Annotated in this window: 13 protein-coding genes; 8 read left to right on the top strand and 5 right to left on the bottom strand. The window is 74.7% G+C overall.

Annotated elements, in window-relative coordinates; translation table 11 throughout:
- Positions 1 to 774, bottom strand: a complete 774-nt coding sequence (locus ACZ6J5_RS08530) for a hypothetical protein (RefSeq protein ID WP_469389076.1) — start codon at positions 772 to 774, stop codon at positions 1 to 3.
- Positions 775 to 920: 146 nt separating this feature from the next.
- Between ACZ6J5_RS08530 and ACZ6J5_RS08525 the strand changes: the two genes are divergently transcribed.
- The 4 genes from ACZ6J5_RS08525 (at position 921) to ACZ6J5_RS08510 (ending at position 4,985) form a co-directional block, all read left to right on the top strand.
- Positions 921 to 1,427 (top strand): GNAT family N-acetyltransferase, encoded by a 507-nt coding sequence (locus ACZ6J5_RS08525; protein ID WP_469389074.1) that lies wholly within the window; start codon positions 921 to 923, stop codon positions 1,425 to 1,427.
- 81 nt (positions 1,428 to 1,508) lie between these two features.
- Positions 1,509 to 3,365, top strand: coding sequence for a hypothetical protein (locus tag ACZ6J5_RS08520; RefSeq protein ID WP_469389072.1), 1,857 nt, complete (start codon positions 1,509 to 1,511; stop codon positions 3,363 to 3,365).
- 64 nt (positions 3,366 to 3,429) lie between these two features.
- Positions 3,430 to 4,509, top strand: coding sequence for an NAD(P)H-dependent amine dehydrogenase family protein (locus ACZ6J5_RS08515; protein ID WP_469389070.1), 1,080 nt, complete (start codon positions 3,430 to 3,432; stop codon positions 4,507 to 4,509).
- Positions 4,506 to 4,985, top strand: coding sequence for a carboxymuconolactone decarboxylase family protein (locus ACZ6J5_RS08510; protein WP_469389069.1), 480 nt, complete (start codon positions 4,506 to 4,508; stop codon positions 4,983 to 4,985). Before ACZ6J5_RS08515 ends, ACZ6J5_RS08510 begins: the two co-directional genes overlap by 4 nt.
- Before the next feature lie 80 nt (positions 4,986 to 5,065).
- On the opposite strand, the gene ACZ6J5_RS08505 is transcribed toward ACZ6J5_RS08510, so the two are convergent.
- The gene (locus ACZ6J5_RS08505) at positions 5,066 to 6,730 is read right to left on the bottom strand and encodes a GMC oxidoreductase (RefSeq protein WP_469389067.1); all 1,665 of its coding nucleotides are present in this window, start codon (positions 6,728 to 6,730) and stop codon (positions 5,066 to 5,068) included.
- Positions 6,731 to 7,079: 349 nt separating this feature from the next.
- Here ACZ6J5_RS08505 and ACZ6J5_RS08500 point away from each other — a divergent pair, with 349 nt between their 5' ends.
- Positions 7,080 to 10,103: a S53 family peptidase gene (locus ACZ6J5_RS08500; protein ID WP_469389065.1), complete on the top strand. Its 3,024-nt coding sequence runs from the start codon at positions 7,080 to 7,082 to the stop codon at positions 10,101 to 10,103.
- On the opposite strand, the gene ACZ6J5_RS08495 is transcribed toward ACZ6J5_RS08500, so the two are convergent.
- Together ACZ6J5_RS08495 and ACZ6J5_RS08490 are read right to left on the bottom strand one after the other, a co-directional pair.
- On the bottom strand, positions 10,094 to 10,420 hold the full coding sequence (locus ACZ6J5_RS08495) for a hypothetical protein (RefSeq protein ID WP_469389063.1): 327 nt from the start codon (positions 10,418 to 10,420) through the stop codon (positions 10,094 to 10,096). The two genes, ACZ6J5_RS08500 and ACZ6J5_RS08495, sit on opposite strands and share 10 nt — an antisense overlap.
- A 111-nt stretch (positions 10,421 to 10,531) precedes the next feature.
- Positions 10,532 to 11,296: an alpha/beta fold hydrolase gene (locus ACZ6J5_RS08490; protein WP_469389061.1), complete on the bottom strand. Its 765-nt coding sequence runs from the start codon at positions 11,294 to 11,296 to the stop codon at positions 10,532 to 10,534.
- A 161-nt stretch (positions 11,297 to 11,457) separates the two neighbouring features.
- On the opposite strand from ACZ6J5_RS08490, the gene ACZ6J5_RS08485 reads away from it, so the two are divergent.
- From ACZ6J5_RS08485 to ACZ6J5_RS08475, 3 genes are all read left to right on the top strand, one after another.
- Positions 11,458 to 13,974 (top strand): PP2C family protein-serine/threonine phosphatase, encoded by a 2,517-nt coding sequence (locus ACZ6J5_RS08485; RefSeq protein WP_469389059.1) that lies wholly within the window; start codon positions 11,458 to 11,460, stop codon positions 13,972 to 13,974.
- 103 nt (positions 13,975 to 14,077) lie between these two features.
- Positions 14,078 to 14,335 carry a type B 50S ribosomal protein L31 gene (locus ACZ6J5_RS08480; RefSeq protein WP_469389057.1) on the top strand — a complete coding sequence of 86 codons (258 nt, stop codon included), beginning with the start codon at positions 14,078 to 14,080 and terminating at the stop codon, positions 14,333 to 14,335.
- Positions 14,336 to 14,423: 88 nt separating this feature from the next.
- On the top strand, positions 14,424 to 15,194 hold the full coding sequence (locus ACZ6J5_RS08475) for an alpha/beta fold hydrolase (RefSeq protein WP_469389055.1): 771 nt from the start codon (positions 14,424 to 14,426) through the stop codon (positions 15,192 to 15,194).
- Here the strand turns inward: ACZ6J5_RS08475 and ACZ6J5_RS08470 are convergent.
- Positions 15,178 to 16,332 (bottom strand): epoxide hydrolase family protein, encoded by a 1,155-nt coding sequence (locus ACZ6J5_RS08470; protein WP_469389053.1) that lies wholly within the window; start codon positions 16,330 to 16,332, stop codon positions 15,178 to 15,180. The genes ACZ6J5_RS08475 and ACZ6J5_RS08470 overlap by 17 nt on opposite strands.
- Positions 16,333 to 16,407: the final 75 nt, after the last annotated feature.

Here is a 16,407-nt window from a genome sequence, read left to right as displayed (position 1 = left end):
TCAGCGCGCGAGTTCGGCGGAGGGCCCCATCACCACCACCGGCTCGCGCGCGGGGTCGAGGGCGCGCAGGAGGGCGGCCATGTCGTCGCGCGGCAGCGAGACGCAGGCCTGGGTGGGGCCGCCGTGGTCGACGTGGATCCACACCCCGCCGCCCCGCTCCGGGCCCAGCGGGCGCTCCTTGTTCAGCGGGGTGGTCCCGGACACCCGGTTGTAGTCGATGGCGACGACGTAGTCGAAGGAGCCCTCCAGGGACTCGCCGAGGAAGCCCGTGCCCGAGACGGCGAACTCCTCGTCCTGGTCGTACGGGATCCGGGCGCCCGGGTCCGGCAGCCGGCCGCCCGCGTCGCCGAGCCGGAAGACCCCGGTGGGCGAGCGCAGGTCCCCGGCGACGTGGGCGTCGGTCCAGCCGCGCAGGGCATTGTGCCCCGACCAGGGCCCGCCCGCCGTGCGCCAGCCGCCCCGCCCGTCGCGCTCGTGGAGGACGGCGGTCACCACGTTGCCGTCGGGGCCGTCGCCGCTCACCACGAGGACCTGGCTCGTGCCGTCCGGGACGCGGGCGTACGTCACGGGCCCGGTGCCCGGGATCCGGGCCGGCCGCTGCGGCGGCGCGGTGCTCGCGGCGCCGGGGCCCGCGCCCCCGTCCCGCCCGTCGTGCCGGTCCTGGGCGGCGGGCGGCGCCGGGGCCGGGGAGCGTCCGGCGGAGCAGCCGGTCAGCACCAGGGCCGCGGACAGGGCACAGGTCAGCACCGTTGCGGTGCCCTTGCGGACGGGCATGGGTCGGGCCACCTCCGAGATCGGGGCAATGCGGGCATCCGTACCCGGTCGGCCGCGTCCCTGTCGCCCCGCCGGAGCCCCTCACCCGTCCGGGCCAGGCCGGCAAAGCAGTTGACCGCGCGGGACGCGCACGGTTTCCTGCGCCCATGAACGATCTTCGCTTCGAGACGGCCGGGCCCGCGAACCCCGCCGGCACCGCGCCCGCGCTCCTGGAGGACTGGCGGCTGATCCACAACGCGATCATCCCGACCGCCCCGCTCTCCCCCGAGGACGTCCGCGCACGGGCGGGCCGCAACCGGCTCGACGTCGTCTACGCGGACGGCGTCGCCGTCGGCTGCTCCACCGTCCGCCCGCCCGACGACGAGACCCCGGCGGCCACCGTCATCGCGCGCGTGCTGCCCGAGTACCGGGGGCGCGGCTACGGGACGGCCCTGTACGCGCACGGCCTCGCGCACGCCCGGACGCTGAGCGACGCGGGCGTCGAGACCGTCGTCCTCGCGAGCAACGAGGAGGGGCTGCGCTTCGCGCTGGCCCGGGGCTTCGTGGAGACCGAGCGGTACGTCCTGCCGGGCGACACCGTGCCGTTCGTGACCCTGCGGCTGACCGGGACCGGCACCGACGGGACCAACGGGACCCCTGGCACCGCCGGTTAGGGCCGAAGGGACTGGACGGACCGGCTGCCCGTGGGGCAGCATCGGAAGCATGATCGACGGAATCGAGTACACCTCAGCCCGGTGAGCGCCCCGGACGAGCGCGCCACGCTCACCCCCCGGCCCGCCCCCCTCTCCCTCCACGCCTACGTACGCGCCCGGCTCGACACAGAGCCGGGCGGGCGCCTTCCCGAGCACCGCTACGAGCCCCCGGACGGGGCCGGCGGGCCGGACGGCCCCGAACCACCGGACGACGCCGAGGAGCCGACGTACGAGGAGGAACGGGCCGCCGTCCTGGCGGCCCTGGCACCCGCCCTCGCGCCACCCGGCCCGGACCGCGCCGCCCCGGCCGCACCCGCGGCAGCCACCTCTCCCGCCCCTCCCGACCGTACCGTCCGCGTCCTGCGCGCCCGCCTGGCCGCGCTGTCGGCCGAGGCCACGACCCTGTCCGCGGCCGTCGCCGATGTCCCCCTGCCCGACGAGCCCACCGCCCGGGCGCTGGCCCGCCGACTGGTGCGCACGGCGCCCGAGACACGGAGCGTCCTGGTCGGCATCGGCCTGCTGCGACGGCTGGGCGAGCCCGAGGACGTCCCGTATCTAAGCGCGCTGGGCCTGCTGGAAGGGCTCACCCATCCCGCCGTGGCCGCGCTGGAGCGCCTCGACGTGCGCGCCGCCGCCCTGCTGCGGCTCGCCTCCGGCCCGGCCCGGACCACGCACCGCGCCCTCGTCGACGCGCTCGCCTCCGGCGATCCGCGCGCCGTCGCGACGGCGTTCGCTGAGCAGCCGCCCGGCCGCCGCGAGCAGGCCCCGAATGTCGCCCGGAGCATCGCCGAGGCGGTCGGCCTGGCCGCGCTGTCGCGCGCCCCGCACGTCGACCCGAGGGTCCTCGCGCACGCCGGGCGACTGATCGTCCGGATGGGCCTGCCGCGCGACTACACCTGCGAGCTGCTGCGCTACGCCGACGCCGCCGAGGTGGTCGAGACCGTCGTCCGGCGGGGCTGCTCGCTGCCGCCGACGGTCGAGCGGGCGGCCCTGCTGCTCGCGCTCGCCCAGGAGTTGCACAGCGGGCCCGCCCATCTGCTGCCCTGGCGGGAAGGACGCCGCGAACAGCTCCTGGACGCGCTCGGCGCGCTGCTCACCTCGCCCGAGTGGGCCGCCGTTCCCGACCGGCTCCAGGCGTCCGCGCCGCCCGAGGAGCGGCACCGCGCGGCCTGGCTGCGCGCCACGGCGGAACGTCTCTTCGCCCCGCGCCCGGCCGCTCCCCCGCGGCTGCGGATCGAGGTGGCCGCCCACGACCCGGTGGACCGGCAGGGCGTCGAGACCCGGTTCCTGATCGACGGCCGGCCACTCGTGCCGGAGGCGTTCCGGCGCGGCGCGGGCCTCTCCCCCGAGGAGCTGCTCGACACCGGGGCGCTGGTCGCGACCGGGGAGCCCCGGCAGGTGCCGCTCGCCGAGGCCTGGTGCACCGAGGGGTGCTGCGGGGCGCTGCGCGTCACCGTCGCGCGCGAGGGCGACGAGGTGGTGTGGCGGGACTGGTCGCGCCCCGCCGTGCTGCCCGGCGGCGAGACGCCGCCGCCCCTTCCCCCGTACCGCTTCGACGCCGTCGCCTACGACGCGGAGCTCGCCCGCGCGGGCCGCGAGGACGGCTGGTCCTGGCCGGCCCGGGAGACGGGCCGGCTGCTGGCGGCCGGGCTGCGCCGGGAGCCGGAGGTGCTGGCCCGCTGGGGCGCGCGGCTCCTGGGCGCCGGGCTCGCCACCCGCGACCCGTACACCACGGTGGTGTGGCTCGGGGTCCCGGCGGGCGAGGAGGAAGACGTCCTGGTCTGGCGGCTGCCGGAGGACGGCGGCGAGCCGCGCGAGCGGGCGGCCTCGGCACTGCGGAGGCTCGCCCGGGAGGACCCGCGCGGCTATGCCGGGGACGGCCGGCGCCAGCAAATCTGATACACCGTCAGCAAATGGCGTCGCGGCTCTGGGAACCTCGCACCCCCGGCGCTACCCTCCGCGCATGATTCCGACGGTGGTGTGGGGAACCGGAAATGTCGGGCGGGCGGCCATCCGTGCCGTCGCGGCCCATCCGGAGCTCGAACTCTCGGCCGTCCTCGTCGCCAACCCGGAGAAGGTCGGCCGCGACGCCGGCCGGCTCGCCGGGCTCGGGCACGACCTGGGCGTCATCGCCCGGGACGACGTCGAGGCGGTCCTCGCGCAGGCACCGGGCGCCGTGGTGTACGCGGCCTCCGGTGACATGCGCCCCGACGAGGCGCTCGCCGACGTCGTACGGGCGGTACGGGCGGGCGCGGTGGTGGTGACACCGGCGCTGTACCCGCTGTACGACCCGCGGGGCGCGCCCGACGAGTTCCGCGAGCCGGTCCTGGCGGCGGTGAAGGAGGGCGGCGGCTCGCTGTTCGCCTCCGGCGTCGACCCGGGCTGGGGCAACGACGTGCTGCCGCTGCTGGTCAGCGGGCTCGGCAGCACGGTGGACGCGATCCGCTGCCAGGAGGTCTTCGACTACTCGACGTACGAGCAGGAGGAGTCCGTCCGCTATCTCGTCGGCATGGGGCAGCCCATGGACTACGAGCCGCCGATGCTGCTGCCCTCGGTGCCCACGATGGTGTGGGGCGGACAGCTCCGGCTGATGGCGCGGGCGCTCGGCGTGGAGCTGGAGGAGATCCGCGAGACGCTCCAGCGGCGCCCGCTGGAGGCCACCGTGCGGACCCGGACGATGGGCGAGTTCGCGGCGGGCACCCAGGGCGCGGTCCGCTTCGAGGTGCAGGGGATCGTGGACGGCGAGCCGCGGCTGGTCATCGAGCACGTGACCCGGATCCACCCGGACTGCGCCCCGGACTGGCCGGTGCCGCCGGACGGCTCGGGGGCGCACCGGGTGATCGTCGAGGGCCGGCCCCGGATCGAGGTCACGGTCGAGGCGACGGACGAGGGCGAGAACCGTTCCGCGGGCGGCAACGCCACGGCCGTGGGCCGGCTGGTGGGGGCGATCGACTGGCTCGTGGCGGCGGAGCCGGGACTGTACGACGCGCTGGACGTGCCGCTGCGGCCGGCGGTCGGACGACTGGGAAGGAGAACACGGTGATCATCGACATCCCCGAGGGCCAGGAGCCCATCGGCTACGTGTGGGGCGACATGGTGCCGGGGATCGGGATGGCGGCGGCGAACTTCTCGCTGTCCGTGTACGCCCACACGACCCTCGGGCTGCGCGAGTTCGAGGCGGCCAGGCTGCGGATCGCGCAGATCAACGGCTGCCGGTTCTGCCTGGACTGGCGGACCGACCGGGACGGCGAGAAGGTCGAGGAGGAGTTCGCGGAGGCGGTCGAGGCCTGGCGGACCACCGACACCTTCGACGAGCGCACCCGGCTGGCCGCCGAGTACGCGGAGCGGTACGCGCTGGACCACCACGGGCTGGACGAGGAGTTCTGGGCGCGGATGACGGGCGCGTACAGCCAGGTGGAGATCGTGGAGCTGACGATGAGCCTGGGTTCGTGGCTGGCGTTCGGGCGGCTCAACCGGGTGCTGGGGCTCGACACGGTCTGCGTGCTGCCGACCCACTGAGCGGCCGGGAACGCCGAGGGGGCCGGCCGGGCTGCGTGCCCGGCCGGCCCCCTCGCGTCGGCCCCCTCGCGTCGGCCCGGTCACAGGTCGGTGGCGATGATCTTCTCGATGTTGCGCTCGGCCAGCGCGGTGATGGTCACGAAGGGGTTGACGGTGGTGCTGCCCGGGATGAGGGCGCCGTCGATCACGTACAGGCCGTCGTAGCCGTGCAGCCGCCCGTAGTTGTCGGTGGCCTCGCCGAGAACGGCGCCGCCGAGCGGGTGGTACGTGAGGTGGTCGCCCCAGATCTTGTAGGCACCGAAGAGGTCGGTGCGGTAGATCGTCCCCTCCTTGGCGTTGATCTTGTCGAAGATGGTCTTCGCCGCGTCGATGGAGGTCTGCTTCCAGGCCCGGTCCCAGTTGAGGTCGACGCGCCCGGCGGCCGCGTTCCAGCTGAACTCGGCGCGGTACGGGGTCTTGGTGATGGACAGGTAGAAGGACGCGTAGGTCTCGATGCCGGTGGGCAGCGGGGCGACCTCGGCGAAGGCGCCGCCCGCGTCCCAGTTGTCGATGCCGGCGGTCGGCATCGAGGACTGGAGCTTTCCGGTGGCGTCCCACATGTGGTTGGCCCGGCCGCACATGACGTTGCCGTTGTCGCCCCAGTTCTTGCCGATCCGGTCGTTCAGGGCGGGCAGGGCGCCGGTGGCCTTCAGCTTGGTGAGCAGCTTGCTGGTGCCGACGCTGCCGGCGGCGAAGAAGACCCGGCCAGCGGTGACGGACTTGGTCTCGACGACGTTGCCCGCGTTGTCGATCCGCTCCATGACGACGGTGTAGCCGCCGCCCGCCGCGGGGGTGACGGTGGTGACCCGGTGGAGCGGGGAGATGTCGACCCGGCCGGTCTCGGCGGCGCGGGCCAGGTAGGACTTCTGGAGGCTCTTCTTGCCGTGGTTGTTGCCGTAGATGACCTCGCCCACGAGCGCGGACTTGGGCACGCTGCCGATGGCCTCCTGCTTCATGTAGTCCCAGTCGTAGACGTTGGGCACGAAGACGAAGGGGAAGCCGGAGCGTTCGGCGTGCTTGCGGCCGACGCGCGCGTACTGGTAGCAGTCGGCGCTCTCCCACCAGGACTTGTCCACCGCGGTGACGCCGAGTCCGGCGTTGGCGCGCGGGTAGTACGTGCCGTACATCTCGGCCGGGTCGACGGTCGGGAGGATGCCCGGGAAGAGCTCCCGGCGCGGGGTGACGGCCATGCCGCCGTTCACGAGCGAGCCGCCGCCGACGCCGCGGCCCTGGTAGACGGTGATGCCGGCGAAGTCCTCGGCGTCGAGGATGCCGGTGTAGCGGGGTACGTCCTTGTCGAGCGGGAAGCCCAGGAAGTTGCTGAGGGGCTGCTTGGTGCGGGTGCGCAGCCAGAAGGAGCGGTAGTCCGGCTTGGTGGTGTTGGCGAAGATGTTCCCGTCGGGGCCGGCCGTGTCCCAGGCCATCCCCATCTCCACCATGTGGACGTCGATGCCCGCCTGCGCGAGCCGGAGCGCGGCGACGGAACCGCCGTAGCCGCTGCCGACGACGAGGACGGGGACACGGGAGCCGTTCGGGATGGGAGCGGATTCGACGGCGAGCTCGGCGGCGCCCGCCGGGGTGGCGGCGCTCGTGGCGGCGACCTGCCCGGCGAGGGCGAGGCCACCGATAAGGGAACCGGTTCCACTGACGAACCGGCGGCGGGTGAGGCCTCCGGAAGGCGAGGCCGGAATGGGTGTGTCACTCACGTGATGCCCCTCACTCTTGAGCGAATGGGAACACGTTCTACTGGGGGGTTCTCGCGAAGTCACGAGAAACCGACGGGTAACTTACGGCCGAAAACCTGCACCATGATCACGGTCCGGTAAAAATGCCCACCCCGCCGCACCGAACACGAGTGCGGGACTGATACATCTTCACTTCTGGTCGTCGCACCGGCGCGTGACATGTGCGCGGGAACGGCACCGGGGGGACCTACGCGGCCCGGCCGACGGCATCGGTACGCCACGGCCGGAGCACCGGCACATCACCTCTCCTTCCCGGGCCGCTCCCTGCCCGCGCGGCCCCGCGACGCGGAACGTGAAAGGGAGCGTGTGCATGGGCCGAACCGCCCGTGAGAAGGCATTCAGATGGGGTGCGGCCACCGTCGCCGCCCTGGCCGTCGCCACGGCGGCAGTCCCGGCCACCGCGACGGCGGCCCCCGCCGCGGGCGACCCGGGCCCGCAGCGGGTCGGCGCAGCGCCGCGGGTGCCGCAGGGCGCCGTCCGCACGGCCGACCCCGCCCCCGGCAAGCCGCTCGACCTGAGCGTCGTCCTGGAGCCGCGTGACCCGGCCGCCCTCCAGCGCTTCGTCGCCGAGGTCTCCACACCCGGGTCCCCGCGCTACCGCCAGTACCTCGGCACGGGCGAGTTCGCGAAGGTCTTCGGCGCCGAGCCGGCCACCGTCGCCCGCGTGCGCGCGGAGCTGGAGGCGCAGGGCCTGACCGTCGGCGAGCTGGCGGCCGACGGCCTCACGCTGCCGGTGCGGACGACCGTCGAGGGGGCCGGCGAGGCCTTCCGCACCGACTTCGACGGCTACCGGCTGACGGACGGCACCACCGGCGTCACCAACACCGCCGCCCCGGCCCTCGACGGCCGGATAGCCCGCGAGGTCCGCACGGTCGTCGGCCTGAGCACGCTGGGCTCGTACAAGCCCCGCAACACCGGTGCCAAGGCCAAGGCCCGCCAGAAGGGCACCGAGCGGGCGGGTGCCGCGCAGACCGGCCCCCAGCCCCGGCTGACCGGCACCACGCCGGCGATGTGCGCCGACGTCAAGAACCTGTACGCGACGGAGTTCCCGAACTCCCCGGCGCTGTACGACACCCAGGACTACTGGGCGCCTCGCTCGCTCGCCACGCAGTACAACATGGCGAACCAGCCGAACGTGCAGACCGGCAGCACGATCGCCGTGTACTCCCTGGAGAACTACGATCCCCGGGACAACGCGGAGTTCCAGCGCTGCTTCGGCACCAAGGTGCCGGTCACCCCGGTGAAGGTCAACGGCGGCCCGACCGTGCCGGTGACCCCCACCAACGGCGTCGGTCTGGAGACCGCGCTGGACGTCCAGACCATCATCGGTCAGGCGCCCCAGTCCAAGATCCTCGTCTACCAGGGCCCCAACACCTGGAACGACGGCACCGCCGTCTACCGCCAGATGGTCACCGAGAACCGCGCCAAGGTCATCTCGGTGAGCTGGGGCCTGTGCGAGCTGAACACGCCTACCTCCGCGCAGGACGCCGAGAACCTGGTCTTCCAGCAGGCCGCGGCCCAGGGCCAGACGATCGTCGTCGCCTCCGGTGACAGTGGCTCGACCGGCTGCTTCGTCCCGGACGACTACGGAAACCCGTCCTCGGGCGTCCTCAACCAGGACAAGCTCGCCGTCGACTTCCCGTCCTCCTCGCCGTACGTCCTGAGCGTCGGCGGCACCACGATGCGCGGCTCCGTCGGGAACCAGACCACCTGGGTGGGCTCGGGCGGCGGCGTCTCGACCCGCTACGGCGTCGCGGCCGACGGCTTCCAGGCGGGCGTACGCGGCGCCGGCTACTCCGACGCCTGCAAGGCCGCGACCGGCAGCTGCCGCCAGGTCCCGGACGTCGCGGGCGTCGGCGACTACACCACCGGCTACCCCGTCGCGTACGGCGCCGGCGAGTACTGGAACGTCATCGGCGGCACCAGCGGCGCGGCCCCCGTCTGGGCGGCGCTCCTCGGCCAGGCCAACCAGGACCTCGCCTGCCAGGCCAACGGCCCCGTGGGCTACGTCCACCCGGCGCTGTACAAGCTGCCGGCGAACGCCTTCCGCGACGTCACCACCGGCGACAACGCGGTGCTCCAGTCCGGCTACACGGGCGACCTCTACAAGGCAGGCCCCGGCTACGACCTCGCCACCGGCCTCGGCACGCCGAACGGGCGCGCCATCGTCAGCGGTCTGTGCCAGGCCGTCGCGCCGACCCCGGCCACCACGTTCAACGCGCTGAGCCCGGCCCGGATCCTCGACACCCGCTACGGCGTCGGCCGCGCCGGCACCACGCCGGTCGCCGCCAACGGCACCGTCAAGCTGAAGGTCGCCGGCGTCGGCGGCGTCCCGACGACCGGTGTGACCTCCGTGGTCATGAACGTCACGGCCGTCAACCCCAGCGCCGCCGGCTTCCTCATCGCGTACCCGACCGGCACCACCCGCCCGGCCTCGTCCAACATGAACTGGCTGAAGGGCCAGGTCGTCCCGAACCTGGTGACCGTCCCGGTCGGCAAGGACGGCACGGTCTCCCTGTTCAACGCGGGCGGCGGCACGACCCACTTCATCGCCGACGTCTCCGGCTACTTCTCCGCGGCGCCCGGCGGCGGCACCTACCTGCCGACCGGTCCGGCCCGCATCCTCGACACCCGCTCCGCCATCGGCGTCCCCGGCACCACGCCGGTCGCCGGCAAGGGCACCGTCAGCCTGACGGTCGCGGGCCAGGGCGGCGTGCCGGCCACCGGCGCCACCGCGGTGGTCCTCAACGTGACGGCGACCGCGCCGAAGTCGGACGGGCACCTCATCACGTACCCGAGCGGTTCGACCCGCCCGACCGCGTCGAACATCAACTGGCTGGCCGGCCAGACGCGGCCCAACATGGTCGTCCTGCCGATCGGCGCCGACGGCAAGGTGAACCTGTACAACGCCGGCTCCGGCACCGTGCACTTCATCGCCGACGTCTTCGGCTACTACACCCCCGGCACGGACGGCGCGAGCTTCCACTCCGCCGGACCGGCCCGGCTGCTCGACACCCGCTCGGCCCTCGGCGCGGCCAACGCCAACCCGATGAAGGGCGGCGTCACCCAGGTCCTCGACCTGAACGACGGCCACACCCTGAAGAACGCCAAGGCGGTCGTGCTCAACGTGACCGTCACCGCTCCCACCGCGGGCGGCTTCCTGACGGTCTGGCCCGACGGCACCGCCCTGCCCAACGCGTCCAACATCAACTGGACCACCGGGCAGACCGTGGCGAACCTGGTGACCGTCCCGGTCGTCAACGGAAAGATCGACTTCCGTCCGAACACCGGGACCGTGCACGTCATCGCCGACCTCTTCGGCTACTACTCCTGATCCCGGGAGCCCTCGGGCCCCGTCCCCCGCGCGCGAGCGCGGAGGGCGGGGCCCTTCCCGTTCCCCGTCCCGATCCCCGGCAGCGCCGCGACGAGGACGCCCGCGAGCGCCACCCAGGCGAGCGCCCCGGGCCCCGCCGCCCGCCAGCCGGGCCCGGCGAGCAGCAGGGCGGCCAGCAGCCCGGCGGCCCGCGCCCGCCCGTCCCGGGCGCGGGCCAGCGCGCGCCGGGCGGTGCCGGGGACGCGCAGCTCGCGCACGGCGAGGCCGCAGACCAGGGCGGCGGCGGCCACCGCCGCCGTCAGGAGTGTCCCGCTCATGTCCCCCATGGTCTCCCGCCCGGCCCCGGCCCGCGCCCCGCCGGACGACGTCGGGCGAGGTCTGGCGATGTCTGGTGATGTCTGGCGAGACCGGACGCTCTTCCTCCGCCCTCAGCCCGCCAGGAAGGCCTCGATGGCGTCCGCGAGGGCCTTCGGGGCCTCCTCGGGGGCGTAGTGGCCCGCGTCGGGCAGCACCTCCAGGCGCGCGTTCGGGTACCAGCGCAGCCAGGTGGCCTCCATCGCCTCGTTGCCGAGCGCCGGGTCGTGGGCGCCGACCACGAGCAGCACCGGAACGGGGTTGTCGCGGACCCGCTCGTGGAAGTCGGCGCGCGACCAGGAGTCCAGATAGGCCCGGAAGGCGGTCGGCGAGGAGCGCCGCACCGAGCGCTCGACGAGCCCGCCGAGCCAGTCGTCGCCGTACCGGCCGCCGGTGGTGTTGTCGATGATCGCCCGCCGGCGGCCGTGGTCCTCGGCGGCGCCGGCAAACAGCTCCCAGGTCTCCGCGTCGAGCGGGAAGCCGGCCGCGGAGACCGGCGAGATCCCGACGATCGAGCGCACCCGCTCCGGCGCGTCGAGGAGCATCAGCTGGGCCGCCTTGCCGCCCATGGAGTGCCCGACGACGGAGAAGGAGTCCCAGCCGAGGTCGTCGGCGACGGCCAGCGCGTCGGCCGCGACCTCCTCCATGGTGTACGCCCCGTCGGCGTCGATCGCCTCCCCGTAACCGCGGCAGTCGAGGAAGGCGTAGGACCCGGCGCCGTCGTCGAGCTCGGCCCGCAGCGGGTCGAAGCTCGTGCGGTCGCCGAACCAGTTGTGCAGGACGAGCGCGCGGTGCGGCCCGCTGCCCTGGACGTCGTACGGAAGAACCCGGCCGGTCATCAGGCCCCCTGGTCGCGAGGTGGTGGGGCTGCGCGCCCGCCGCGGCAGCCGAGGACCGAGTCTGGCGAGCCCCCGGGGACCGGGTCAATGGGGCCGCCGGGCGGTTCACACGTTCGTACCTCGGGATGCGTGGGCCGTCCGGGCCGGAGCATCCTGGCTGTGTGACGTCGTACGGCGCGGCCGGACCCGCCCCGTCGGCCGAGTCCGGTCCCCCGTCCCGGGGCGCCGGCGTCGACGGGCCGGTGCCCGACGCCCTGGCGCTGGTCCTCACGGAGGCGGCGCTGCGGGCCGTGGAGTCGCTCGGCGGGTACGCGGGCGGGGTGTACCTGCGGTCGGGTACGCCGGGGCTGCTGCGCCTCGCGATGCTGGCGGGGCTGCCGGGGCCGCTGTTCCGCCCGTGGTGGCGGATGCACGTGAACCGGCCGTTCCCCGTCGCCGAGGCCCACCGCTCCGGGCAGCCCGTGCACCTGGCGGACGTGGACGAGGCCATGCGGCTCTTCCCGCAGATGGTGGCCAGCCTGCCGTTCCCCTTCGCCTCGATGTTCGCGCCGGTCGTCGGCGGGCGGGAGCGGTACGGGGTCCTGGTGGTGCTGCGGACGCCCACCCCGGGCGTCCCGGTGGCCGCCCGGGACCGCGGCCGGATCCTGCACGAGGCCCGGCGGCTGGGCGCGGAGCTCGCGGCGCTCGAAGCCGCCGGGACGCCCGTCGAGTGGCGCGGGGAGCCGGTCTGCGTGCAGCTCCCGACCCGGACGGCGCCGCCGGTGCGGATCGGCTACTTCGACTGGGACCTGGACACCGGCGAGGTGACCGCCGACGCGGGGCTGCGGGCGATCCTGGGCGAGGCCGGCCCGCTGCCCTGGACCGTGGGCGCGCTCACCTCCCGGCTGATGCCGGAGGACGCGTACGCGCTGTGGGCGCTGGCGCGCCAGGCGGCGGGTTCGGGCGGTCCGGCCGCGCGCCGGATCCGGCTGAAGGGGCCGGACGGGGGACTGCACCTGCTGGAGGTGACCGCGCGCCCGGTGGAGGGGGGCGGCGGCGGCAAGGTGCTCACCGGCTCGCTGGTCGACCTCGGGACCGGTCTGGTCGGCTCGGACGCCACCGACCGGCTGCCGCGCGCGATCCTCGCCATCGACCGGCTCGGCCGGATCACCTACGTCAACGCCCGCACCGAGTCGCTGCTGGGCGTGCCGCGCCGCGCGCTGGCCGGACGCCCGCTGTGGGAGGCGCTGCCGTGGTTCGCGCACCCGTACCACGAGGAGCAGTTGCGCGGGGCGCTACTCTCGGACCGGGCCGCGCACTTCCTGGCGCACCCGGGGCACGGCGAGTGGCTGTCGGTGTCGCTCTACCCGGGGCACGACGGGGTGACGATGGTGCTGGTCCCGGAGAGCGATCCGGCGCACCGGCCGGCGGACGCCGAGGCGGCCGACGCCGACGGGCTGGCCTCGCCCGAGGGGCGGGCCGAGGCGCTGTACCGTCCGGTGGCGCTCGCCATCGCGCTGTCCGAGGCGGTGACGGCCCGCCAGGTGTCGGCGGTGGTCACGGAGGAGCTGCTGCCGGCCTTCGGGGGACGGCAGCTGGCGATCTACCTGCTGAGCGAGCGGCATCTGTACCTGGCCTGGGAGACGGGCTTCCCGCCGGGTTTCCTGGAGCCCTTCGACGGGGTGCGGCTGGACGCGCGGATGCCCGGGGTGGAGACGCTGACCACGGGCCGCCCGCTGTTCTTCGAGTCGATGTCGCGGCTGGGGGCCGCCTATCCGGGGCTGCCGCTGGACGCGCACTCGGGCGCGCGGGCCTTCCTGCCGCTGATCGCCTCGGGGCGGCCGGTGGGCTCCTGCATCCTCGGCTTCGACCGGCCGCGCGGCTTCACGGCGGAGGAGCGGACGGTGCTGACCGCCCTGGCCGGGCTGATCGCCCAGGCCCTCGAACGGGCCCAGCGGTACGACTCGGAGGCGGCGCTCGCGCGGGGGCTCCAGGACGCGCTGCTGCCTCACCGGCTGCCGGTGCACGAGGGCGTGGACACCATCGGGCGGTATCTGCCGGGCACCGAGGGCATGGACGTGGGCGGCGACTGGTACGACGTGATCGAGACGGGCCACGGGCAGCTCGCTCTGGTCATCGGCGACGTCCAGGGGCACGGGGTGGCCGCCGCCGCGACGATGGGGCAGCTGCGCAGCGCGGTACGGGCGTTCGCGCTGGGCGGGCACCGCCCGCAGGACGTGGTGCGGGGCACCAACCGGCTGCTGATCGACCTGGACCCGGGCCAGTTCGCGAGCTGCTGCTACGTGGTGCTCGACGCGGCGACGGGGGCCCTCCAGGCGGCCCGCGCGGGGCATCCGCAGCCGCTGCTGCGCCGGGCCGACGGCAGCACCGAGGTGGTGGAGCTGGCGGGCGGCGTGGTGCTCGGCGTGGACAGCGCGGCGAGCTACCCGGTGACCCGGCTGCGGCTCGACCCGGGCGAGGTGCTCGCCCTGTTCACGGACGGCCTGGTGGAGCGGCCGGGCACGGACATCGACGAGGGGATCGAAAGTCTGCGCCGCGTCTTCGCGTCGACGGGCTCGGCCGCCCTCGCGGACACCGCGGACCGGCTGATCCGGGACGCCCGCCAGGCCCCGGACCGCCCGGACGACATCGCCCTCCTGCTGGCGGCCCGCTGGGGCCCGCACGGGCACGGGTCCTGACGGTCCCGTCACCCGCTCGGACGTGCGGCGCTGGTCGTGCGGGCCGGTCGCGGGGAGGCTGGGCGGACCGGGGGAAGTGTGCCCGTCCGACCGAGGAGGACATGTGCAGCAGGACAAGCAGCCGGAGTACGGGCCCGTGGTCTTCCGGGACCGTTCCGCGGGGTTCGCCTTTCTGACCCGCTCCACGGCGAGCAGCGACCAGACGATCGAGTGGGACGACGGCCACACGTATCCGGTGGTGGACGTCGAGATCTCCTCGGAGAGCCACCCCTTCTACACAGGCAAGGCGCGGACCGTGGACAGCGAGGGCCGGATCGCGAAGTTCGAGCGCCGCTACGGCGAGGGGGCCGAGGGGGGCTGAGGCCCGGGGCGTTGTCAGTGGCGCCTCGTAGGGTGGCCGGTGCCGGTGGGGAGCCGGCCGGCGGGGCGCGACGAAGGGGCGTGGGGCGATGCGGGAGCTGTTCCTGGCGGAGGCAGGGGGGCATGTGCGCTGGCTGGACCTGCCGGGCGGGGGGCCCGCCCGGGTCTTCGTGCACGGTCTCGGCTGCACGGGCGGTTCCGACTTCGCGCACATCGCCGCGCATCCGGCGCTGGCCGGCCGCCGCTCGCTCCTGGTGGATCTGCTGGGCTTCGGGCTGAGCGACCGGCCGGCCGCCTTCGACTACCGGATGGAGTCGCAGGCCGCGGCCGTCGCCCGGATCCTCGACCACGAGGGGCTGTCCGGCGTCGAGCTGGTCGGGCATTCGATGGGCGGCGCGGTCGCCGTGCACCTGGCGGCGTCCCGGCCGGACCTGGTCGACCGCCTGGTGGTGGCGGAGCCGAATCTCTCCCCTGGCGGGGGCGCCTTCTCCTCCCCCGTCGCCGCGCAGGACGAGGCCTTCTTCGTCCGCGAGGGCTTCGCCGCGATGCTGGCGGGCGCGGACGCGGACCGGCCGGACTACGCGGCTCGGCTCCGGCTCGCCGACCCGCTGGCGGTGCACCGCAGCGCGGTGGCGCTGGTGGCGGGCTCGGTCCCGGCGGCGGGCGAGCTGCTCGCCGCGCTGCCGCGCCCGAAGGCGTTCCTGGTGGGCGGACTGAGTCTGCCGGACCCCGACGCCGAGCAGGCGGCGGGGCTTGGCATACGCGTGATCGAGGTCCCGGCGGCGGGGCACAACATGATGATCGACAACCCCGACGGCTTCGCCCGTGCCCTGGCGCTGGCTCTCAGCGCAGGGGCGTGAAGAAGTCCCGCAGTTCCCCGGCGACCTGGTCCGGCTCCTCGTGGGCCATGAAGTGGCCGCCCCGGCCGGGGGTGGACCAGTGCCTCAGGTCGCGGAAGACCCGTTCGGCGAGGCTGCGGGGGTAGTCGGCGTAGGCGGGTTCGTGGCTGAGGGTGACGGCCGCGGGGACGTGGACGGGCGGCACGGCGCGGTTGTGCCGGTGGTAGTCGTAGTACTGCCGGAAGGAGGAGCCGATCGTGCCGGTCGCCCAGTAGAGGGTGACGACCGTGAGCAGGGTGTCGCGGTCCCAGCGCTTCTCCAGGTCCCCGCCGCAGTCGCTCCAGTCGCGGTACTTGTCGGAGATCCAGGCGAGCAGTCCGGCGGGCGAGTCCCGCAGGGCCGCCGCGAGGGTGTCGGGCCGGGTGCACATGATCTCGCTGTAGCCCTGGTCCTCGCGGTCGTATCTGTCGAGGGCGTCGAGGTAGACGCCCTCGCGGGCGGTCGGCGGCTCGGCCTCGAAGTCGGCGGAGACGACGGCGGAGGTGATGTGGACACCCGCGACGGCCTCGGGGTGGAGGGCGCCCAGCCACTGGGTGACGCCGCCTCCGATGTCGCCGCCGAAGGCCCCGTAGCGGCGGTAGCCCAGGACCTCGGTCATCAGGGTGTGCCAGGTCTCGGCGACGCCCTGCCGGGTGAAGGGCCCGGCGGGCAGCTCGGAGTAGAGGAAGCCGGGCAGGGAGGGCACGACGACGTCGACGGCGTCGGCCGGGTCGCCGCCGTACGCGGCGGGGTCGGCGAGCCGCTCGGCGAGCTGGAGCATCTCCACGAAGCTGCTCGGCCAGCCGTGGCTGAGGACGAGCGGCAGCGGGGCGGGGCCCTCCGGGGCGGCGGGGCGGCGGGCGCGCAGGTGGACGAAGTGCGTGGACCGGCCGCCGATGTCGGCGCGGTACTGCGGGAAGGCGTTGAGCCGGGCCTCCGCGGCGGCCCAGTCGAAGCCGTCGGCCCAGTAGGCGACGGTCTCGCGGAGCCAGCCGGGGTCGGTGCCGGCGGCCCAGTAGGCGGCGTCGGAGGGCTCGGTGAAGAGCGTGCGGGTGAGCCGGGCGCGCAGATCGCGCAGGACGTCCTCGGACACGGAGATCCGGAAAGGGGTGGCGTTCATGGTTCCTTCGCTGGGGAGTGCTCGACGGTGCGGGCGCTCCCGGCGCGGATCAGTGCGACGCGGCGGTGGGGAGGG

It is taken from the genome of Streptomyces sp. NPDC042100, from assembly GCF_055582325.1.
Note: the sequence above shows the minus strand (reverse complement) of the source record. Positions and strands in the feature narration are given on the sequence as shown.

What these genes read in the sequence shown, in the direction of transcription:
- ACZ6J5_RS08530 (WP_469389076.1), bottom strand. Translation starts at nt 774, where the DNA reads ATGCCCGTCCGCAAGGGCACCGCAACGGTGCTGACCTGTGCCCTGTCC.
- ACZ6J5_RS08525 (WP_469389074.1), top strand. Translation starts at nt 921, where the DNA reads ATGAACGATCTTCGCTTCGAGACGGCCGGGCCCGCGAACCCCGCCGGC.
- ACZ6J5_RS08515 (WP_469389070.1), top strand. Translation starts at nt 3,430, where the DNA reads ATGATTCCGACGGTGGTGTGGGGAACCGGAAATGTCGGGCGGGCGGCC.
- ACZ6J5_RS08500 (WP_469389065.1), top strand. Translation starts at nt 7,080, where the DNA reads ATGGGCCGAACCGCCCGTGAGAAGGCATTCAGATGGGGTGCGGCCACC.
- ACZ6J5_RS08495 (WP_469389063.1), bottom strand. Translation starts at nt 10,420, where the DNA reads ATGAGCGGGACACTCCTGACGGCGGCGGTGGCCGCCGCCGCCCTGGTC.
- ACZ6J5_RS08490 (WP_469389061.1), bottom strand. Translation starts at nt 11,296, where the DNA reads ATGACCGGCCGGGTTCTTCCGTACGACGTCCAGGGCAGCGGGCCGCAC.
- ACZ6J5_RS08475 (WP_469389055.1), top strand. Translation starts at nt 14,424, where the DNA reads ATGCGGGAGCTGTTCCTGGCGGAGGCAGGGGGGCATGTGCGCTGGCTG.
- ACZ6J5_RS08470 (WP_469389053.1), bottom strand. Translation starts at nt 16,332, where the DNA reads ATGAACGCCACCCCTTTCCGGATCTCCGTGTCCGAGGACGTCCTGCGC.